Raw genomic sequence first — 20,046 nt, forward strand, 5'->3', positions numbered from 1 at the left:
TTACCTCAATACAGCCCGCCGGTGCCCGAGCCGACCGAACGACCGCCCGCCGGGGCGACGCTCATCGCGCCGCCGCTGCCGTCGGAGGCACCGATCACCGAATAGCTGTCCGGCGGCGCCGTGCCCGGCTTGAAGGCTTCGAGGATGCCGCCCTCGCCGCCGGCGCGCATGCCGGAGCGCGGGTCGACGCGGATCAGCTTGATGCCGGGCGGCACGCGGAACGGCGTCGCCGGCTTATCCTTCAACGCGACCTGCATGAAGTCGCGGAAGATCGGCGCGGCATACTGGCCGGCAGTCGCCGAGTTGCCGAGCGATTTTGGCTTGTCGAAGCCCATGTAGACGCCGACGGCGAGGTCCGGCGAGAAGCCGACGAACCAGACGTCCTTGGCGTCGTTGGTCGTCCCGGTCTTGCCGGCCAGCGGCTTGCCGACCGACTTGACCACCGTCGCAGTGCCGGCGTTGACGACGCCTTCCAGCATCGAGACCATCTGATAGGCGGTGAGCGGATCGAGCACCTGCTCGCGATTGTCGACCAGGCGCGGCTCGCGTTGATTGGCCCATTTGTCTGCCTCGCACCCTTCGCAGACGCGCTGGTCGTGCTTGTAGATCGTCGCGCCCCAGCGATCCTGGATGCGGTCGATCAGCGTCGGCCGGATGCGCTTGCCGCCATTGGCGAGCATCGAATAGGCCGCGGTCATGCGCATGACCGTCGTCTCGCCGGCGCCGAGCGACATCGAGAGCACCGGCAGCATGTCGTCATAGATGCCGAAGCGGCGGGCATATTCCGCGATCAGCGGCATACCGACATCCTTGGCGAGTCGCACGGTCATCAGGTTCTTCGAGAACTGGATGCCGTAGCGCAGCGTGCGCGGACCAGTGAACTTGCCGTCGTAGTTGCTCGGCGTCCACATGCCGAGCCCGCCGCCCTGATCGACCTCGATCGGCGCGTCGAGCACGATGCTGGACGGGGTGTAGCCGTTGTCGAGCGCCGTCGCATAGACAAACGGCTTGAAGGAGGAGCCCGGCTGGCGCAGCGCCTGCGTCGCCCGGTTGAACTCGGACTGGTCGTGCGAGAAGCCGCCGACCATGGCGAGCACGCGGCCCGAGAACGGGTCCATCACGGTGATCGCGCCATTGACCTCGGGCATCTGGCGCAGGCGGACCTGGCCAGGCTTGCCGTCGATCGGCTCGACATAGACGACGTCGCCCGCCGAGACCGCCTGCGAGACGCGGGTGCGCCGCGTCCACTTGATGCCCTCGGGACCAAGGGTGGCCGTCTCGCGCTCCGGCCTGAGCAGGCCGGAGGCTTCGCGGATCGGCTGTAGGCCGACGCGGGCGCTGTCGCCGGCAACGTCGAGTACGACGGCGAGGCGCCAGGGCTTGACGTCGCCGAGCACCGGCAATTCGCCGAGGGCGAGGCCCCATTCGCGGCTAGCCGCATCGATCTTCTGGATCGCGCCGCGCCAGCCGCGCGCCTCGTCGAAGCGCACGAGACCGTCGACCAGCGCCTTGCGCGCCATCAGCTGCATCTTCGGATCGACCGTGGCGCGCACCGAGAGGCCGCCTTCGAGCAGCTTCTTCTCGCCATAGCGATCCTGCAGCTCGCGCCGGATCTCCTCGGCGAAGTAGCCGGCGGCGATCTGGTTCGGCGAGACCGTGCGCGGGTTGACGCCGAGCGGCTGCTTCTTGGCGGCGTCGGCATCGGCGCGCTTGAGGAAGCCGTTCTCGGCCATGCGGTCGAGCACATAGTTGCGGCGCTCGATCGCGCGCTCGCGGTTGCGGAACGGGTGCAGGTCGGTCGGCGCCTTCGGCAGGGCGGCGAGATAGGCGGCCTCCTGCGCGTTGAGCTCATGCACCGACTTGCCGAAATAGTTCAGCGCCGCCGCGGCGACGCCATAGCTGCCCTGCCCCGGCGCCGGCGCGCCGAGATAGATCTCGTTGAGATAGAGCTCGAGGATCTTGTCCTTCGAATAGGTCGACTCGATGCGCAGCGCGATCAGCGCCTCGCGGATCTTGCGCTCGATGCTCTGCTCGGAGCCGACCAGGAAGTTCTTCGCCACCTGCTGGGTGATGGTCGAGGCGCCCTGCGGGCGACGGCCGGAGCCGCGGTTGCGGAAGTTCGCGATCGCGGCGCGGGCGAGGCCCTCGGGGTCGACGCCGAAATGCTTGTAGAAGTTCTTGTCCTCGGCCGAGAGGAAGGCGTCGATGATCAGCTTCGGCACGGCCTGGATCGGCAGATAGAGCCGTCGCTCACGCGCGAACTCGGCGATCAGGCTGCCGTCGCCGGCATGGACGCGGCTCATCACCGGCGGCTCGTAGTTCCGCAGCTGCGCCGAATCGGGCAGGTCCTTGGAATAGTGCCAGATCACGCCGGCAGCGCCCGCGACGCCGATCACGAACAGGATCGTACCGGCGGCGAACGCCCATCCGAAAAGGCGCAAAATGAACCGCATCGAGAACTTTGACCTCGGCTAGCGGCAGTATTCGGCGCCCTCCCCCTTTGGCGTCGCGACCTGCCCGGCTGATATTCAACTCGTCTCTATATCATGGTGGAGATGGCGGAACCGTGGCTTTGCGACCACAAATCGCCATGTTCGACCATTGCCCCGTCAAGGCTTGCTTTGCGCGGCCTTGCCCGGGGTCTGCAAGCGCTCGAAATACTGGTCGACAGCCTGCTGAACCGCGGCCGCTGCCTGATTGCGCCAACCCTCGGAATTCAAGAGCTCGGCATCCTTCGGGCTCGACATGTAGCCGAGCTCGATCAGCACCGACGGCACGTCGGGGGCGGTCAATACGCGAAAACCTGCCGAACGCAACGGCACCTTGTGCATTTTCACCGATCCGCCGAGCTTCTCGACCAGATTTCGGGCGAAGATCGTCGAGAAGCTGCGTGTCTCGCGCTTGGCGAGATCCATCAGGATGCCGGCGACATCCTGCACATCCTCGCTCGAATCAAGACCGGCGACGGCGTCGGCCTGGTTTTCCTTGGCCGCCAGCCGCGCCGCCTCGGCGTCGCTGGCGCGCTCGGAGCCGGTGTAGATGGTGGCGCCGCGCACGTCCTGCGCCTGGGCCAGCGAATCGGCATGGATCGAGATGAAGAGATTGGCTTCGACGCCGCGCGCGATGCGGACGCGGTCGTTCAGCGAAATGAAGGTGTCGTCCGAACGGGTCATGATCACCCGGTAGCGCCCCTGTGCCTCGAGTTGCTCCTTCAGCTTCAGCCCGAAGGCGAGCACTACGGCCTTCTCAGCAATCGCAGCAACCTGAGTGCCGGGATCGATGCCGCCATGGCCGGGATCGATCACCACGATGCGGCGCGAATCGCCCTCGGCCTTGCGCTCGACCGGAATGCTCGGCAGTTGCGTCTTCGCCGCCGCCTCGCGGGCGAGCGCCGCGAATTCCTCGCGGCTCGTCCGTTTCAACTCGACCACGAGTTCGCCGAAGCCGCCGCGCACCGGCTTGACCGAGACATTCGCGATCGCGGCAGGCTGAGCGAGATCGAGGATGATGCGAGCCCGGTCGGCCATGAACAGGCCATAGCGGAAGCCGGAGACGAAGCCCGCCGATTTGCGGCCATGCTTCGACTCGACCTGAAAGTTGATCGACGGCAGATCGATGATGACGCGATCCGGGCCCGCCATGACCGTCGCGCTCGCGGCAACCGGCCGGGACAGCGCCATGGTCAGCCGAACAAGGTCGCCTTGGGCTTCGAGCCGCGCATCGGTGGCGACCGGAAGATCGCTGCCGAGACGCCCCGGCGAATTCGCAGCCGCGAGCGAGAGAGAGGACAGCAGCAAAGCCGCGCATGCGATTAGCCGCAACGCCGACATGGCGATGCGGCGCGAGACGCCCCTGGCAGACAGGCGAAGCCGGTGAAGCAGGAGAAAGCTCCTCGATTCGCTGGTTCGACGCTTAACAAGCCTTAACCATAGCGTCGTCAACCCTTAACCACGGGTTACCATGACGGGCCGACGGCGGAAACCGCGCCCTGCCGATCACCCACCGTTAACGCGCTTGCAAAAATGCATCGCCTGTCTGTAATGGAGATGGTTGCATCGCGAAGGCTACCGCAGCGCACAAGCCGGGCCATAAGCCCGCCGACGCCCTGCGAAACGGCCGAACGACCGGATCTGTCACATGATCCGCGCCGGCGCGGGGGCAGCCAACAACGGAATCGTCCGCGGACGGGCTTGCGCCAGGCAGCAATCGGCGCCGGTACTCTTGTCCGCGAGCGTGTCAAACGCGGTGTGCTTTCCGGCGCGCCGCAGGTCAAAGGTAAGATGTCGGGGCAAACGACGCCGCTTTCTCTTTCGGTGTTTCGTCGAAACCTCTCAGGTGGTGACGGGCTGTCCGCCCGCTCCGCTGCCCGCTTCCGTCGTCCTTCCCTGATCGAAATCCTCTCCCTGCAACATGCCGGCTTCAGCCGGTCGACGCGCGGCGCCCCTGCCCGCGGCCGCGGATTCATGTCCGCAGGCCGGCGGATTGCCAAGGCTGCCGCGCCAATGGAATTGTCCCATGGCCAACAAGATGCTCATCGACGCCACCCACCCGGAAGAGACCCGGGTCGTGGTGTCCCGCGGCTCGCGTATCGAAGAGTTTGATTTCGAATCAGCCAGCCGCAAGCCGCTCCGCGGCAATATCTATCTGGCGAAGGTGACGCGGGTGGAGCCGTCGCTCCAGGCCGCCTTCGTCGAATACGGCGGCAACCGCCACGGCTTCCTCGCCTTCTCCGAAATCCACCCCGACTACTACCAGATCCCCGTCGCCGACCGGCAGGCCCTGCTCGCGGAGGAAGCCCGCGCCGAGCGCGAGGAGGAGCGTGACGAGGAAAAGCGCGAGCGCCGTGGCCGTCGCGGTCGACGCGATCGCGACAACCGGCCCAAGCGCGCCGCCGAGACCGGCGAGACCGTCAGCGCCGAGGTCGAGGCTGGTGAAATCAGCAACGGCCATGTCGAGACCGACGGCAAGGAAGCCGCTATGGTCAACGAGGGCGCGCCGGCCTTCGGCGAGTCCTTCGCCCCGACCGTCACCGAATCCGACGGCGAGGGCGTCGTCGAAAACGCTGCGCCGCTGACCTTCGAGACCACGACGGAGGCGCCAGCCGCAGAGGACGGCGAGGAAGCGGCCGAAGCGCGCCGTCCGTCGCAGGACGACGAGAACGGCGACGACGAGAATGGCGGCGAGGACGCGCAGGAGGAGCCGGAACAGCTCGGTGGCGGCGATGCGCTCGACGACATCGCCGAGCGGCCGCATCGCCATTCGCGCCGCCAGTACAAGATCCAGGAGGTGATCAAGCGCCGCCAGATCATCCTGGTCCAGGTCGTCAAGGAAGAGCGCGGCAACAAGGGCGCCGCCCTCACCACCTATCTCTCGCTTGCCGGTCGCTATTCGGTGCTGATGCCGAATACCGGCAAGGGCGGCGGCATCTCGCGCAAGATCACCAATGCCGAGGACCGCAAGCGCCTCAAGGAGATCGCCCAGGAGCTGGAGGTGCCGGAGGGGATGGGCATCATCCTGCGCACCGCCGGCGCCTCCCGCACCAAGCCGGAGATCAGGCGCGACTACGAATACCTGATGCGGATGTGGGAGAGCGTGCGCGAGCTCACGCTCGGTTCGGTCGCTCCGGCGCTGGTCTATGAGGAGGGCAACCTCGTCAAGCGCTCGATCCGCGATCTCTACAACAAGGATATCGACGAGGTTCACGTCGCCGGCGAGAGCGCCTATCGCGAGGCGAAGGACTTCATGCGCATGCTCATGCCGAGCCATGCCAAGAGCGTGAAGCCCTATCGCGAGCAAACCCCGCTCTTCGCCGCCTTCGGCGTCGAGAGCCAGCTCGACGCGATGTTCTCGAACACGGTCACCCTGAAGTCGGGCGGCTACATCGTCATCAACCAGACCGAGGCGCTGGTCGCGATCGACATCAACTCCGGGCGTTCGACCCGCGAGCACAATATCGAGGACACCGCCCTCAAGACCAATCTCGAAGCGGCCGAGGAAATCTCGCGCCAGCTGCGCCTGCGCGACCTTGCCGGCCTCATCGTGATCGATTTCATCGACATGGAGGAGAACCGCAACAACCGCGCGGTCGAGAAGAAGCTGAAGGAGTGCCTGAAGAACGACCGGGCCCGTATCCAGGTCGGCCGCATCTCCGCCTTCGGCCTGCTCGAGATGTCGCGCCAGCGCATCCGCACCGGCGTGCTGGAGAGTTCCTCGGTGCCGTGCCCGCATTGCGCCGGCGCCGGCCTCGTCCGCTCGACGCCCTCGATCGCGCTGCAGATCCTGCGCGCCCTCGAAGAGGCGCTGATCAAGAGCGCCTCGCATAATCTCGAGGTCCGCACCCGGCCCGAGGTCGCGCTCTACGTGCTCAACCAGAAGCGCGCCCATCTGCGCGACCTGGAAGAGCGCTTCAACATCGCGATCACCGTCTCGGCCGACGCCGCGTTGCTCGGCACCCGCTATTTCGAGGTCGAGCGCGGCGAGTTCGTCGGCAACGAGAACCGCGTCGTGCCGATCTCCAGCATGCGCGCCGAGGCGATCATCGACGAGCCCGAGGACGAGGACATCGTCGAGGTCGAGGTCGAAGCCGAGGAGGCCGTGAGCGAAGCCGTGGCAACGCCGCGTGACGCCGCTGCGGAGGGCGAAAGCCAGGAGAGCCGTGACGGCCGCCGTCGCCGTCGTCGGCGGCGGCGTCGGCGCGGCGGCGAGCGTGACGCTCAAGGCCAGCTCCTGGAGAGTGCGGCCGACGAGTCCGAAGAGCAGGACGACGAGGGGAGCGACGACGGCGCTGTCGGCGAGTCGGACGATGCGGCGCCAACCCCCGTCGCGGCCTTCGAGGAAGTGGCCGCCCCGGTGATCGAGGCTTCTGCGCCCGAGCCGGAAGCGGATGCCAAGCCGAAGCGCCCCCGCCGTGGCCGGGCGAGGAAGGCAGACAGCGAAACGGAAGCCGAAGTCGGGGTGGCCGAAGCCGCCAAGGCTGTCGCCTCCGCAGAGGAGACGGTCGCCGCACCGGCCGAGAAGCCCAAGCGCAGCCGCTCGCGCAAGAAGGTCGTGCCGATCACCGAGGACGGCGTAGCCGCCGCACCGGCCGAGGCAGCGCCTGCACCCGAGCCCGCCGCGGCTGAAGCAGCGGCGCCTCAGCCGGAACCCGTCGCCGAAGAGCCGGCGCCGGCACCACGCGTGGTGGAGGAGCCGGTCGCGGTCGTGCTGACCCCGCCCGATCCGGACCGGCCCAAGCGCGGCGGCTGGTGGAACAAGCTGGCCGGACGCAAATAGCGATCGAGGCCGCCGCGAGGGATCGCGGCGGCTTTTTTCGTGGGAGGGAGAATGAGGCCGCCGCGCAACCGCGAGCGCCTGCTTATAAGGGCGCTTGCCTGCGCTGGCCTGATCGGACTGGCCTGGCTCGCCCAACAGGCGATCGGCTGGCTCGGTGTCGGCTTGCTCGGCCTGTTCACCCTGTTCGTTGCGGTGCGCTACGAACTGGAAGGCAATCTTCCCGTCGGCCCGCAGATGACGCCGGACCGCTATGCCAGCCAGTTCGGCAAGCACGGACGCGAACAGGAGGCCGAGAGCGCCGGTCGGCGCCATGAATGGCTGGGACAGCTCTCGGCTGCCCGCCTCGCCGCCGCCATGGGGGCCATGCTGGCGCTGGTCGGCTTCGGCTTCTTTCTGATGCTGGAATTCGGTCAGCCGCCCGGCTGACGGCAGTTGCGGTCACTCCGCCGCCGGCACCAGCGGGGTCGGCGGCGGCACGGTCGCGATGGCGGCGGCGGCACTCTTGGCACCCCCCTCTTTCACCGTGACCGCATTGGAGGCGAACGGCACCTGCGCCTCGATCAGGCCGCGATAGACCCGCTTCAGCGCCTCGCGCTGCAGCATCGAGGCCTGGTTCGGCTTGGCGGTGAACTTCAGCCTGATCACGATGGCCGAGTCGGTGATGTCGGCGACGCCCTGCATCTTGAGCTGGGCGATGAAATGCGGCCCGTATTCGGGGTCCTCCAGCAGCGCCGCCCCGATCTTCTTGATCGTCTTGCGCGCCTTCTCGATATCGGCGGAGTGGTCGAGGCGGACGTTGAACTTCACCGTCGCCCAGTCGCGGCTGGCATTGGTCAGGGATTGGACCTGCCCGAAGGGGACGGTGTGGACCTGCCCGCTCTGATGGCGCAGTTGCATCGAGCGCAGCGAGATCTTCTCGACCGTGCCTTTCAACCGGCCGGTATCGACATATTCGCCGACGCGGAAGGCGTCCTCCAGCATGAAGAAGAAGCCGGAGACGATGTCGCGCACCAGCGCCTGCGAGCCGAAGGAAATGGCGAGGCCGAGGATACCGAAACCGGCGAGCAAAGGCCCGATATCGACGCCAAGCCGCGACAGCAGAACCAATGCGGTCAGTCCGAATACGGCGGTGAGCACGACGCCGCGCAAGACGGGCAGCACCGTCGCCAGTCGCGACGGAACATGGTCGTGCGGGACAGCGTCTTCGTCACCGGGCTGGCTGATTGCGAGCTTTGGCGTATACGCGTCGAAGAAGCTGCGCAGGAAGACGATCGCCACCCAACCGCCGAAGGCCAGGATCGCAACGCCGCCGGCCTGACGCATCAAGATGGCGAACTGGTCGGAACTGACGCCGAACAGGCAGCCGACCCATAGCCGCGCCAGCAGATAGAAGCCGCCGGCCCAGATCGCGCCGCCGGCCGCGGCGCGCAGGGCATGGCCGACCGCGATCGAGAGCGGTGTGACCTCGCCCGCCGCCGCCGCATGCGCCTGCCGACAGGCCATCAGGCTGGTGATGCCGACGGCCAGGATCGGAGCGAGCACGATGATGAACTGCGTCAGTGCAGCAGCCTCGGCCCAGCGCGCCCCGCCCTCCATCATCGAGGAGGCATTGCCGACCATCCAGATCAGCACGGCGAGCGCGGCATAGAGCCAACCCGTCGACAGGGCGATCACGCGGCGCGCCGGGCCCGGCTCATGTGCGGAGTGAAGGATCAGCGCCGCCAGATCGTGCCGCGCATCGATGAACCACCAGACCTTGAGCACGGTCGAGACAATGCCGACCAGAGCGAACAGCCCGGCGACGGCTCCGGGGCCGGTGGCATGCTGGATCGACACCGTCGCCGTCAGCAGAACGGGCGTCAGAATGCCGAACAGGATCAGGAAGTTGAAAGCCCGCTCGGCCCGCGGCAACGGCATGATCCGGCGTTCCGGCGCGCCGGGGGCAAGCAGGAAGCGTCCGATGATCAGGTAGCCGGCGCCGATGGTCAGGCCGTTGGCGACGGTGCGCAGCACCATATGCGCGAGATCCGGCTCGGGCAGCCAGAATTTGCGGGCCGCATGCAGCACCGCGAAGCCGAGCCCGAGAGTCGCGAGATCCTGAAGCAGGCCCCAGGACGAGGCGATCAGGCGCGGCGTGAACTCCGGCCCCTCCGGGCGCAGTCGGCGTGCGAACCAGCCATGGGTCGCGAAGCGGAACAGCCCGGCCACGGCGAGGGCGAGCAAAACACCGATTGCGAGCCGCCAGCCGGCTGAAATCCCGCCTGCGCCATTGCGGTTCTGCGCCCAGGCGATGCGCCAGGCGTCCGGTATCTGGGCAAGGCGCGGCACGGCCCCGAAACCATGCGACAGCCCGGCGACGAAATGATCCCAGAAGGCCTCGGCCGGGGTGTCGTTCTCCGCCGCAGCGCTGCCCGGCGATGGCGGCGAGCCTGCACCAGCTGCGGTGGACGCCGGCGCCGCGGGAACGGCGGCCTCGTCCTTCCCGGCGATCCGGATCTCGACCTTCCGCCCACCGGCAGAAAGCGCGTCGACGAGCTTGCGCACCGTCTCGGGCGTCTCGTCGCCACGCAAGGTCAGGACGGGCGACGCATCCGTCTTGGCCTGCTGCGCCACGGCCGGCGCCGGGCCCGCGGCGATGCCGGCCAAGAGCACCGCCCCGCACAACGCCACGGCTTTCAGCCAGCTCCGCATCGCGACCATGTCCTGCCCCCAAGCCGGATCAGATTGAGTCTACCACTTCGCCTTGGCAAGCGCTCGCCTCAGCGCGCCTTCAGCCAGCGCCCGAGGCGCGCCACCGCCTCCTCGCATTCCGCCAGCGAGCCGGCGAAGGAGAGCCTGACGGTCCGTGCGCCGCGCCCTTCGTCGAAATCGAGCCCGGGCGTGATCGCGACGCCGGCATTTTCGAGAGCATCGCGGCAGAAAGCCATGGAATCGTTCGAATATCGGCCGATGTCGAGATAGATGTAGAAGGCGCCGTCGACTGGCAGGAAATCGCCGAGCCCGATTTCGGGCAGCGCTTTCAGCAGATAGGCGCGATTTGCCGCATAGCCGGCCTTGATCGCCTCGCATTCCTCGATCGCGTCGAAGGCCGCTTCGCCTGCGACCTGACTGAGCATCGGCACCGAGATCGAAAAATTCTGCTGCAGCCGCTCGATCACCCGCACCAGCCGCTCCGGCACCACCAGCCAGCCGACGCGCCAGCCAGTCATGCAGTAGTATTTGGAGAAGGAGTTGACGATGATCGCGTCGGGGTCGGCGGCAAGCGCCGTCGTCGCCGGCCGATCATAGGTCAGGCCGTGATAGATCTCGTCCGAGATGTACCAGAGCCCGAGCCGCCGGCACTCGGCCGCCACCGCGGCGATCGCCTCTGGCGTCATCACCACGCCGGTCGGATTGGCCGGGCTCATCGTCAGCACGCCGGCAAGCGGCTTTTCGGCATGGGCTTTGGCGATCAGCTCCGGCGTCAGCGCATAGCGCGTTTCCGGTCCAACGGGGATAGCCACCGGCTCCAGTCCTAACGCGATCAGGATGTTGCGATAGGCCGGGTAGCCCGGGGCTGTGATCGCGATCCGCGCACCCGGCTCGAAGCAGGCGAGGAAGCTGAGGATGAACCCGCCGGAGGAGCCGGTCGTCACGACGACACGCTCGGCCGGCACCTCGACACCGTAGGTGTCGCGATAATGTCGCGCGATCCGCGCCCGAAGCGATCCGATGCCGAGCGCCTGGGTATAGCCGATGCGACCGTCCTCCAGCGCCTGCGCCGCAGACGCCCGGATACTGGCCGGCGTCGCCGCCGAAGGCTGGCCGACTTCCATGTGCACGACCGAGCCGCCGCGCCGCTCGATCGCCTCGGCGGCGTTCATCACGTCCATGACGATGAAGGGCGAGACGCCTTGCGCCCGCTGGGCGGGCTTCGGCGCCGGCGGCAGGCCGGGAACGGCGATGGTCATGGCAGCCTCGATGATCGTCACGTTGCCCGAGCCATGCCCTGCGGGCGCGCCGACCGCAAGGCGTTCAGAGGTCGAGCATGGCCTGTCGCAAGGACAGGGCCCGTGCGCTCTCGCCGGAACGAAGCTCGCTATGGCGCACGATCGCAGCACTCATGCTGACGCGGTAGCGCTGGCTCAGCGCGCTGGCGTCGAGCTGGCGTACGGCCGGGGTATCCGGGATCAGGAAGGCGGCCGCATAGCGCCGCGCCTGATACTCCATCGAGCGCAGCTTGGCCGACACCCGCTCGGCCCGACTACCGGCCGGACCGCGGTTGAGATTGCCCTCGTGGCCGAGCAGCGCGTGGCCGACCTCGTGCGCCACCGTCATCAGCGCCCTGCCCTCGCCGCGGTTGGCGGCCTGGAACACAGCCTCCGACATGAGCAGGCGCTTGCCTTGCGAATCCCACTGCGCCTCGGCCTCCGCAAGCTCGCCATCGGGCAGGCATTCGTAAGAGAGTTCCGGATAACGCGCTTTGAGCCTGGCCAGCAGCGTCGTAACATCAACCGCTTCGTCGTCGCTGAAGCCGAGCCCGCGCCGATGTGCCAGCGCGCGGGCATCGATCTGCGCATCGGTGAGGAAGGCATGGCGCATCGGCAGGCCTCCTGAGCTCGATCGACCATAAACCTCTCGCCATGTCGCCTCAATGAAGGCGTCTAGCTGGCGAGAATCGCCTCGACGATCTCCTGGACGTTCAAAGCCTCCTCCAGCGTCGCCAGCTGATGCGGCTCGCCGCGGGCCAGCTTGGCGACGCCTTCGAGCTGCCGTCTTAGCGCGACGGGCCGCGCCTCAAGCTGCGTCAGGGCATCGGGAGCACGCTGCCAGGAGCCGTCCGGCTGGCGCTGCTCGGCCAGCGACCAGTCGCAGAGCCGGATCGCGCCGCCCTCGCCTTCCAGCATCCAGATATTGTGGTCGTCCTTCTGTGTCGTGCCGACGCTGCCGGTCAGTGTCACCGGGATGTCGCCGGCCAGCAGACGCGCCTCGATCCGGCGCTCCGACCTGTCCGCCTCCGGGAACGAGACGCTCGCTTGCAGGCCATGCAGCGTCCCGCCGAGGCGGCGGCTCAGGAACAGGAAATGCGAGACGACCTCGCGGGTGAAGCCGCCTTGCTCGCGTCGATCGAGCCAACCTGCCGCATCGGCCTGCCAGGAGCGCGGCCAGGTGGCGAAGGCGACCTCGATCACGATCCGTCGGCTGCCGCCGATCGTCCCGGCCGCAACCCAGTCCTGCAATTGCGAGACGGCAGGCGAGGAGGCGAAGGGAAAGTTGACCGCGCCGCGCCTGCCCGCCTCGGTGACGAAGGCGCGGGAATCGGCGACGTCGATCGCGAGCGGTTTCTCGCAGAACACGCTTTTCCCGGCCGCAAGCGCCTCGCGGGCATGGCCGAGATGGGAGGCCGGCGGCGAGGCGACGTAGACGCAATCGCTCGCCGCGATCACCGCAGCGGGATCCCGCATCCGGGCGACCTGCGGCAGCTCGCCGGCGATGCGCGCCATTGCCTCGGCGGACGGGTCCCAGATCCCGGCGGCACGCACGAGCTCCGGCGATTGCGCCAGGATCGCGCGCAGCATGCGCTCGCCCATGATGCCGGCGCCGATCAGGCCGATGGAAACGGGTTCGGGCATGAGATCCTCTCGCAAGCAGACGATGCGAGCCGCATAGCAGTCCCGCAGCGTCCAGCGCTACCCCGCGAGGCGTTCGCTGCCCTTGCCGAGCTCGATCCGGTTCCGGCCCGAGGCCTTGCCCGAATAGAGCGCTGCATCGGCGCGCCGATAGAGCTCGGCCGCCGTCTCCTGGCCGTCGAAGCCAGCCGCCCCCATGCTCACCGTGATGTATTGCGCCGTCGGCGAGGCGGCGTGCTCGATCTTGAGCTCGGCGATCGCTTGCACGACCCGCTGCAGCCGCTCCTGCGCCTTCTCCGGCGTGGTGTCGTAGAGCAGGAGGCCGAACTCCTCGCCGCCGAGCCGCCCGACCATGTCCATGGGCGGGCGCAGCTTGCTGTCGATGGCGCGGGCGATCAGCGTCAGCGCGATGTCGCCGGCCTGGTGGCCGTAGCGGTCGTTGTAGCGCTTGAAATGGTCGACATCGAGCACGGCGAACACGACCGGCGCCCGGTCGCGCCGCGCCTGGAGCAGCACCATGGCGACATGCTCCTCGAAGCCGCGCCGATTGGCGATGCCGGTCAACGCGTCCGACATCGCCCGGCTGTGCAGCATGCGCCGCAGCAGGAACTGATCGCGCTCGGCCCGCTCGCGCAGCCAGGCACCGACTGCGCTGACGAAGACGGCGAAGAACAACAGAACCGAGAGCCGGCCGTGCTCGGCCAGCTGCGCCGGCGCGAGCATGGCGAAGCCGAGCACCGTGGTGAACACCGCGATCAGCAGGGCGATGCCGAGACTCTGGAAGAAGGTCAGGCCGACCGGCAGGAACACGGCAGCGATGATCACCAATTGCGCGATGTCCGCCTGCGGCAGGCCGCGCAGTTTGTACATGTTGGCGATGAAGGCGCAGGTCACGCCGATCAGCGCCAGCGCCAGCATGGTGAGGCGGTGATAGGCGTGGGCCTGCCGGTTGCGGCGCACGACCCAGACCAGCCGCAGGATCACCGCGAGCGTCCCCAGTCTCAGCGCGATGGCGAGCTCGACCGAGACATCGCCGACGCCGATCGTGGCGAGATTCTCGAGCCGGGAGAGGTCGAGCCCGATGAAGGTCAGCCAGATGCCGAGCGCCGTGACGAGGCAGACCAGCGTGCTGCGGCGCTGATCGGCGCGCATATGCTGGCGGAATTCGCGTTCCAGCTCCGGTTCGAAACCGAGTCCGTCGACCTGGCGCGGCCCCGCGGCCGCGCTTGGCGCGTCGCTCGCCGATTCGGCGTGCCTGGAGATCGGGTCGTGGCGTGGGGCGTGCACGCGCAGGAGAATGGCCGCGACTGGCTAACGCCGCTTTGACGCGTTGCCACAGACACACAGTTTTTATCGGACAGGGTTTCGTTGTCCTTTTCGAGGTCTCCCGCATTCGAACGATCGCAAGATCTGGCCTCGGGCGGCTTGACCCTCCATCTGGTGGAGGCGCTACCAGACCGCCATGACCGACCAGCGCTACACCATCGGCGAACTGTCCCGCCTCTGCGGCGTGCCTGTACGTCGCATCCGCTTCTATCCCGACAAGGGGCTGCTGCCACCGGCGACCCGCACCATGGCGAACTACCGCGTTTACTCCGACGCCGATGCGGCGCGCCTCGACCTGATCCAGGCGCTGCGCGCCATGGGTGTGGGCCTCGCCGCGATTCAGGGCATCCTCGCCCGCAAGGGCTCGCTCGCCGAGCTCCTGCAACTGCGCCTCTCGGCCCTCGAAGCCGGATGCGCTCGGCCGCGAATGATGGTGGACCAACCAGGCTATGACGGCTCTCGTGGTCTGAAGGCCTTCACAGGAAGCCGATCCAGCGCCCGGCGACTAGAACACAGAGCCAGAGGGAGGCGGAGAGCACGGCCAGGACGCGACCGCACATGCCGATCTCTCCGCCCGCCAGCGCCGGCTTCAGCCCTCGATGCTGGAGCGCGATATTGCCCAGCGCCAAGGCAAGCAGGCCAAGCTTGATCAGGAAGGCGGTGTTGCCGAGATACTCGGCCGGCTTCACGGTGAACAGCCAGAAGCCCGTCGCTGATGCGAGCGCCAGCCCGCAGGCGGCCGTGCGGATCAGGATCGGGCCGACCAGCGGCAGCGCCGAGGCGCGCAGCACGCCCGCCAACCTCAGATCCAGCGGCAGGATCGCGCCGAGCAGCAGGCCGATGCCGAGGATGTGCGCGGCGTTGACGAAAAGGTAAGCCGTACCGGAGCGCTGCAGCAGTACCGCTCCTGGCCAGCCGCCGAGCCAGTCGACGAGAGCAGACACCGGTGCTCAGTTGGTTTTGATCCGCTCCGGATACATGTCGTAATTCTTGCCGCCGATGGTGATGCGCACCGCCTTCATCTGCTTCTTGCTGGCATCCTGATGGCGATTGCCGAGCACGGTGACGGCATCGCCGACCTTTGCGGTGTCGCCGGTGAAATTGGCCCGCGCCGTCTGGCTGGGATTGCCGAGGTCGATCTGCCAGAGAACGCCGTCTGTGGCCGCGACCTGCAGCGTCGGATGCGGCGGCGCCATCGAGATCGCGCGGATCGTGCCCTTGAGTTCGCTCTGCTCGTCGACGGCCCAGCCCCAGCCATGATGCGCCAGGGCCGGCAAAGCGAGAATGGACACAGCCACGCCACAGAGCAGAACCCGTCGGCCGATCGCGGAATTGGTCATCGTCGAATACTCCCGGTTGCGCGAACGAGCGCAGGCTAGCCCGGCTCATCGCCCCTGTCGCGGCCGCAACGGATCAAACCTGCGTCATCCGCGACGCGCCAAATGGGGATGGTTTGCGCTATGACTGCCGCGCGAATCCGATCCGGAGGGAGGCTCAGGCCGTGGACATCTTCGACAGGTTGAAGGCCGCCGCGGCAGCCGATTGGACGTCCTATGTCGAACACGATTTCGTGCGCCAGATGGGTGACGGCTCGCTGCCCGAGGCCGCCTTCCGGACCTATCTCGTCCAGGATTATCTCTTCCTGATCCAATTCGCCCGCGCCTATGCGCTGGCGACCTACAAGAGCCGCACTCTCGCCGACATGCGCGCCGCCAAGGCCGGGCTCGCAACGATCCTCGACGTCGAGATGGAGCTCCATGTCCGACTCTGTGAGCGTTGGGGTCTCTCGGCGGCACAGCTGGAAGCCACGCCCGAGCATCGGGCGACGGTCGCCTATACCCGCTTCGTGCTCGACTGCGGCGTCTCCGGCGACCTGCTCGATCTGCATGTCGCGCTCGCGCCCTGCGTCGTTGGCTATGCCGAGATCGCCGATCGTCTTGCCCGCGTACTCGGGCCGGCGCTCGCGAATCATCCCTATCGCGACTGGATCGGCGAGTATGCCGGAGGCCCCTATCAGAAGGTCGCCCACGATGCCCGCCACCATCTCGACGCTCTAGCAAGCCGCGCCATGACGGAAGCGCGCTTTTCCGAGCTTGCCGCCCTGTTCGGACAGGCTGCGCGATTGGAGGCCGATTTCTGGCAGATGGGATTGGAGGGCGCGCAAGCCCGACGCTGAAGCCGTCCAATCCGAGCTGAAAGAACGCACGCAGAAAAAAGCCGCTTGACCTTACCACGGTGGGAAGGAGCACGCTCCTGCCATCGCCTTCGAAAGGACCAAGCCGACATGACCTCTTGCCACCCGCATTCGACCTCGACCGCAGAGACGGCTGTTCCGAGCTCCGACGCCCTGAGCTTTCAGGTCGAGGACATGACTTGCGGCCATTGCGCCGGCACGGTCAAAAGCGCGATCGAGACGAAACTGCCCGGAACCAGCGTGACCGCCGATCCCGGCTCCAAGCAGGTGAGTGTGCGAGGCTCGTCCGACTTCGCCGCGATCCAGTCGGCCGTCATCGCAGCCGGCTACACGCCGGGCCCGCAGCGGATCGGCTGAGGCCCATGCCGGACTGCATGACCCGGCGGCGTTGCCGAGCTCGGGCAGACCAGAGATCGCGAAGGGCTTATTCGGCTGCTCCAGCCTGACCCAGCCGGATAGGCTAACGCGAACGCAGGCCGGGAGGATCGCCAGTCATCTCGACCATCGCGCCCAAATCGAGCTCCGCCGGAGGGAGCCCGATCCTGCTGGAGATTGCGGAACGGCGCCTCGGCGACCTCTGGCCAGCGCCCTTCGCTCATGCCAGCCAAACAGCGGCGCAACAACTCTCGTTCCTAGCATTGAGAGACGATCGATCCTCGCTGTAACGAAGCCAGAGCGCCCGCCTCGCGCTGCCCCTTCTTTCTAAAAAGTAGAAATTGACGCCTCACCGCCCTTGCCCGCATGATGCGGCGTGATCGCCGTAACGGCTCCCGAGTTTCGGGGCGCTCATCGACTGAATTGCGGGCTTGCGCTGTTTCGGCGGACCCTGTCGGCCGCATTTTGGCTTGTGGTCGTCAGCGGTCCCGCCGCCGCCGATGCATTCAGGCGATGGGGCGCCGAGGCGCCACCGGTGCTTGCGCTCGATCAACTCGACGGCCCCGGAATCGATCTGGCCGACTTGCGCGGCAATCCTGTCATCGTCCACTTCTTCGCGACCTGGTGCGCCCCCTGCATCGAGGAGATGGCCTCGCTCAACGCCCTCGCTGGGACGGCAAAGGGCAACCCGGCCATCCTCGCCGTCAATGTCGGCGAGGTCGACGCGCGCGTGCGCAGTTTCTTCCGCCAGCGCCCCGTCAGCTTTCCAATCCTGCTCGATCGCGATCGCGGCGCGATGAAGGCCTGGAAGGTCGAGGGTCTGCCGACCAGCTTCGTGCTCGACCGCGATCTCAAGCCTGCGTTGAAGACCGAAGAACCGCTCGACTGGGCGAGCCCGCCCGTCGCGGCAGCACTCGCGATCTTGTCGTCCTCACAGCCAAAAAACGACCAAAGGGAAAAGGAGACGCCGCAATGATCAATCGTCGCGACATGTTGAAGACCGGCGCCGCCGCAGCGGCAGCCCTCGCCGTCCCGCGCCTCGCCGCCGCGCAGGATGCTCCCTTTGCGCCGAAGCCCGGCGCCTGGCGCGATTTTTCGGTGGCGACCCGCCTCGATCTGTCAGCGAACGGCAAGGCCCAGGCCTGGATTCCGCTGCCTTCTGTGCGCGAGGACGAGTGGATCAAGCCCGGCAAGAACAGCTGGGAGACCAATGCGGTCTCGGCCGAGGTGGTGCGCGATCCGAAATACGGCGCCGAGCTGCTGCACGTCGTCTTCAAGGATGGCGAGACCGCGCCGAGCGTCGAGGTCCGTAGCCAGTTCTCGCTGCGCGATCGCGCCGAGGATCTCGGCACGAAGAGTGCCGTGCCGGCCTTGAGCGCCGCCGATCGCAAGCTCTATCTCGAGGCGACCGAGCTGATGCCGACCGACGGCATCGTCAAGGAGACCGCCGAGAAGGCCGCCACCGGCAAGGCTGGTGATCTCGACCGGGCCCGGGCGATCTATGAATGGGTCGTCGCCAACACCTTCCGCGACGCCAGGACGCGCGGCTGCGGCACCGGCGACGTCGCCTCGATGCTGCGGACCGGCAATCTCGGCGGCAAATGCGCTGATCTCAACGCGCTCTATGTCGCCTTGGTCCGCAGCATCGGCATCCCGGCCCGCGACATCTACGGCATCCGCGTCGCGCCCTCAAAGTTTGGCTACAAGAGCCTGGGCGCGGGGTCGGAGGTCGTCACCAAGGCGCAGCACTGCCGCGCCGAGATCTGGCTCGACGGCTTTGGCTGGGTCGCCACCGACCCGGCCGATGTCCGCAAGGTCGTGCTGGAGGAGCCGCCGGGCAACAACGCGGCCGACAATCCCAGGGTCATGGCGGCGCGGCAGGCGCTGTTCGGGGCCTGGGAGGGCAACTGGCTCGGCTACAATGTAGCGCACGACCTCGTCCTGCCGGGCTCGAAGCACAAGGTCGGCTTCCTGATGTATCCGCAGGCGGAGGTCGCCGGCGCGCTGCTCGACTGCCTTGATCCCGACACGTTCAAATACGCGATCAAATCGACCGAGCTGACGGCCTGAATGCGATCTCGGGGCGAAGGCGTCGCCTCGCCCCGTTCTTGAGAGGATTTTCGATGCGGCCGGTCTATCTCGACTACAACGCCACGACACCGGTCGCGCCCGAGGTCCTCGCGGCGATGATGCCGTTCCTGACCGGCGGCTTCGGAAATCCCTCCTCCAGCCATGCGCTTGGCCGCCAGGCGCATGCGGCGGTCGAGCGCGCGCGGGCCGAGGTCGCCGGGCTGATCGGCGCGGAGGCGGACGAAATCCTGTTCACCGGCGGCGGGACGGAGGCCAACAATCTTGCGATCCGCGGTACGCTCGCCTCCGGCGACAACCGCGCCGTCGTCACCACCGCGATCGAACACCCGGCGACAGAGGAGTGTTGCCGCCTGCATGAGGCCGCCGGGCGCCTCGTTCGCCGCGTTGCTGCCGGGCCCGACGGCATCGTCCGCACCGCCGACATGGCGAGGGCGATCGACCAGGGCGCGGGGCTGGTCACGGTCATCCTCGCGCAGAACGAGATCGGTACCTTGCAGCCGGTCGCCGACATCGCCGCCCTCGCCCGCTCCGCCGGAGCCCTGGTCCATACCGATGCGGCACAGGCCGTCGGCAAGATGCCCGTCGACGTGCGGGAGCTGGGCGTCGATCTCCTGTCGATCGCCGGCCACAAGCTCAACGCCCCGAAAGGCATCGGCGCCTTGTTCATCCGCCGTGGCGTCACCGTCGGGCCGTTGCTCGTCGGCGGCGGGCAGGAGCGCGGCATCCGGCCCGGCACCGAGAATGTCCCCTATATCGCCGGCCTGGGCGCCGCCTGCGCCTTGGCCGGCGAGCGCCTGACGCATCGGCGCGGCACGCTCGCGGCCTTGAGCCAAAGGCTGCTGACCGGCCTGCGCGAGGCGGTGCCCGGGCTGCTGCTCGTCGGCGATCTCGAGCGCCGGCTGCCGAACACGCTGAACGTCCTCTTCCCCGGCGTGTCCGGCCGGCGCCTGCTCGAAGCCTGCCCCGCGGTGATGGCCTCGGTCGGCTCGGCCTGCCATGCCGACAGCGAGGAACCCTCCGCCATCCTCACCGCGCTCGGCTTCGAGCGGGCGGTGGCGCTGGGCGCGGTCAGGCTTTCGCTCGGCTGGGACAGCACCTCAAACGATGTCGACACCGCGATTACCGAATTTGCCGGCGCCTGGCGCTCGCTCGCACCAGAGCAGCAGAGCGCCGCTTGAT

The 20,046-nt window shown here is 67.6% G+C and carries 16 protein-coding genes and 1 pseudogene; 8 read left to right on the forward strand and 9 right to left on the reverse strand.

Annotation, left to right across the window (positions count from 1 at the left end; translation table 11 throughout):
* Positions 1–5: 5 nt before the first annotated feature.
* Complete coding sequence (locus ACFPOB_RS07075) at positions 6–2,453, reverse strand: penicillin-binding protein 1A (RefSeq protein WP_377797031.1); 2,448 nt, start codon at positions 2,451–2,453, stop codon at positions 6–8.
* Positions 2,454–2,609: 156 nt separating this feature from the next.
* Complete coding sequence (locus tag ACFPOB_RS07080; protein WP_377797033.1) at positions 2,610–3,797, reverse strand: N-acetylmuramoyl-L-alanine amidase; 1,188 nt, start codon at positions 3,795–3,797, stop codon at positions 2,610–2,612.
* Positions 3,798–4,515: 718 nt separating this feature from the next.
* Here ACFPOB_RS07080 and ACFPOB_RS07085 point away from each other — a divergent pair.
* Positions 4,516–7,272, forward strand: a complete 2,757-nt coding sequence (locus tag ACFPOB_RS07085) for an Rne/Rng family ribonuclease (protein ID WP_377797035.1) — start codon at positions 4,516–4,518, stop codon at positions 7,270–7,272.
* A 51-nt stretch (positions 7,273–7,323) separates the two neighbouring features.
* A complete protein-coding gene (locus ACFPOB_RS07090; protein ID WP_377797036.1) occupies positions 7,324–7,698 on the forward strand; it encodes a hypothetical protein in 375 nt (124 codons plus the stop codon).
* 12 nt (positions 7,699–7,710) lie between these two features.
* Here ACFPOB_RS07090 and ACFPOB_RS07095 read toward each other — a convergent pair whose 3' ends face one another.
* The 5 genes from ACFPOB_RS07095 to ACFPOB_RS07115 all read right to left on the reverse strand — a co-directional run bounded on the left by ACFPOB_RS07095 (position 7,711) and on the right by ACFPOB_RS07115 (position 14,168).
* Positions 7,711–9,972: a mechanosensitive ion channel family protein gene (locus tag ACFPOB_RS07095; RefSeq protein ID WP_377797037.1), complete on the reverse strand. Its 2,262-nt coding sequence runs from the start codon at positions 9,970–9,972 to the stop codon at positions 7,711–7,713.
* Between the two features lie 59 nt (positions 9,973–10,031).
* On the reverse strand, positions 10,032–11,222 hold the full coding sequence (locus ACFPOB_RS07100; RefSeq protein WP_377797038.1) for a pyridoxal phosphate-dependent aminotransferase: 1,191 nt from the start codon (positions 11,220–11,222) through the stop codon (positions 10,032–10,034).
* Positions 11,223–11,286: 64 nt separating this feature from the next.
* Positions 11,287–11,853, reverse strand: a complete 567-nt coding sequence (locus ACFPOB_RS07105) for an ImmA/IrrE family metallo-endopeptidase (protein ID WP_377797039.1) — start codon at positions 11,851–11,853, stop codon at positions 11,287–11,289.
* A 62-nt stretch (positions 11,854–11,915) separates the two neighbouring features.
* Positions 11,916–12,884, reverse strand: a complete 969-nt coding sequence (locus ACFPOB_RS07110; RefSeq protein WP_377797040.1) for a Gfo/Idh/MocA family protein — start codon at positions 12,882–12,884, stop codon at positions 11,916–11,918.
* 57 nt (positions 12,885–12,941) lie between these two features.
* Positions 12,942–14,168 (reverse strand): GGDEF domain-containing protein, encoded by a 1,227-nt coding sequence (locus ACFPOB_RS07115; RefSeq protein ID WP_377797041.1) that lies wholly within the window; start codon positions 14,166–14,168, stop codon positions 12,942–12,944.
* Positions 14,169–14,343: 175 nt separating this feature from the next.
* Between ACFPOB_RS07115 and ACFPOB_RS07120 the strand changes: the two are divergent.
* A pseudogene (locus ACFPOB_RS07120) lies at positions 14,344–14,553 on the forward strand (MerR family transcriptional regulator); the annotation flags it as partial.
* A gap of 130 nt (positions 14,554–14,683) precedes the next feature.
* Here ACFPOB_RS07120 and ACFPOB_RS07125 read toward each other — a convergent pair.
* Positions 14,684–15,151, reverse strand: a complete 468-nt coding sequence (locus ACFPOB_RS07125) for a DUF2214 domain-containing protein (RefSeq protein WP_377797042.1) — start codon at positions 15,149–15,151, stop codon at positions 14,684–14,686.
* 6 nt (positions 15,152–15,157) lie between these two features.
* Positions 15,158–15,547, reverse strand: a complete 390-nt coding sequence (locus ACFPOB_RS07130) for a DUF6152 family protein (RefSeq protein WP_377797043.1) — start codon at positions 15,545–15,547, stop codon at positions 15,158–15,160.
* A gap of 161 nt (positions 15,548–15,708) precedes the next feature.
* On the opposite strand from ACFPOB_RS07130, the gene ACFPOB_RS07135 reads away from it, so the two are divergent.
* The 5 genes from ACFPOB_RS07135 to ACFPOB_RS07155 all read left to right on the forward strand — a co-directional run bounded on the left by ACFPOB_RS07135 (position 15,709) and on the right by ACFPOB_RS07155 (position 20,045).
* Positions 15,709–16,383, forward strand: a complete 675-nt coding sequence (locus ACFPOB_RS07135) for a TenA family protein (RefSeq protein WP_377797044.1) — start codon at positions 15,709–15,711, stop codon at positions 16,381–16,383.
* A 108-nt stretch (positions 16,384–16,491) separates the two neighbouring features.
* Positions 16,492–16,758, forward strand: coding sequence for a heavy-metal-associated domain-containing protein (locus tag ACFPOB_RS07140; RefSeq protein WP_377797045.1), 267 nt, complete (start codon positions 16,492–16,494; stop codon positions 16,756–16,758).
* A gap of 490 nt (positions 16,759–17,248) precedes the next feature.
* Entirely contained in the window at positions 17,249–17,752 is a 504-nt protein-coding gene (locus ACFPOB_RS07145) for a TlpA disulfide reductase family protein (RefSeq protein ID WP_377797046.1), read from the forward strand.
* On the forward strand, positions 17,749–18,846 hold the full coding sequence (locus ACFPOB_RS07150; RefSeq protein ID WP_377797047.1) for a transglutaminase-like domain-containing protein: 1,098 nt from the start codon (positions 17,749–17,751) through the stop codon (positions 18,844–18,846). Before ACFPOB_RS07145 ends, ACFPOB_RS07150 begins: the two co-directional genes overlap by 4 nt.
* A gap of 53 nt (positions 18,847–18,899) precedes the next feature.
* Complete coding sequence (locus ACFPOB_RS07155) at positions 18,900–20,045, forward strand: cysteine desulfurase family protein (RefSeq protein ID WP_377797049.1); 1,146 nt, start codon at positions 18,900–18,902, stop codon at positions 20,043–20,045.
* Position 20,046: the final 1 nt, after the last annotated feature.

Origin of the sequence: Allobosea eneae (genome assembly GCF_042657265.1) — a bacterium.
In the GTDB taxonomy this organism is placed as follows: domain Bacteria; phylum Pseudomonadota; class Alphaproteobacteria; order Rhizobiales; family Beijerinckiaceae; genus Allobosea; species Allobosea eneae.

What these genes read in the sequence shown, in the direction of transcription:
- ACFPOB_RS07075 (WP_377797031.1), bottom strand. Translation starts at nt 2,453, where the DNA reads ATGCGGTTCATTTTGCGCCTTTTCGGATGGGCGTTCGCCGCCGGTACG.
- ACFPOB_RS07085 (WP_377797035.1), top strand. Translation starts at nt 4,516, where the DNA reads ATGGCCAACAAGATGCTCATCGACGCCACCCACCCGGAAGAGACCCGG.
- ACFPOB_RS07090 (WP_377797036.1), top strand. Translation starts at nt 7,324, where the DNA reads ATGAGGCCGCCGCGCAACCGCGAGCGCCTGCTTATAAGGGCGCTTGCC.
- ACFPOB_RS07095 (WP_377797037.1), bottom strand. Translation starts at nt 9,972, where the DNA reads ATGGTCGCGATGCGGAGCTGGCTGAAAGCCGTGGCGTTGTGCGGGGCG.
- ACFPOB_RS07100 (WP_377797038.1), bottom strand. Translation starts at nt 11,222, where the DNA reads ATGACCATCGCCGTTCCCGGCCTGCCGCCGGCGCCGAAGCCCGCCCAG.
- ACFPOB_RS07105 (WP_377797039.1), bottom strand. Translation starts at nt 11,853, where the DNA reads ATGCGCCATGCCTTCCTCACCGATGCGCAGATCGATGCCCGCGCGCTG.
- ACFPOB_RS07110 (WP_377797040.1), bottom strand. Translation starts at nt 12,884, where the DNA reads ATGCCCGAACCCGTTTCCATCGGCCTGATCGGCGCCGGCATCATGGGC.
- ACFPOB_RS07130 (WP_377797043.1), bottom strand. Translation starts at nt 15,547, where the DNA reads ATGACCAATTCCGCGATCGGCCGACGGGTTCTGCTCTGTGGCGTGGCT.
- ACFPOB_RS07140 (WP_377797045.1), top strand. Translation starts at nt 16,492, where the DNA reads ATGACCTCTTGCCACCCGCATTCGACCTCGACCGCAGAGACGGCTGTT.
- ACFPOB_RS07150 (WP_377797047.1), top strand. Translation starts at nt 17,749, where the DNA reads ATGATCAATCGTCGCGACATGTTGAAGACCGGCGCCGCCGCAGCGGCA.
- ACFPOB_RS07155 (WP_377797049.1), top strand. Translation starts at nt 18,900, where the DNA reads ATGCGGCCGGTCTATCTCGACTACAACGCCACGACACCGGTCGCGCCC.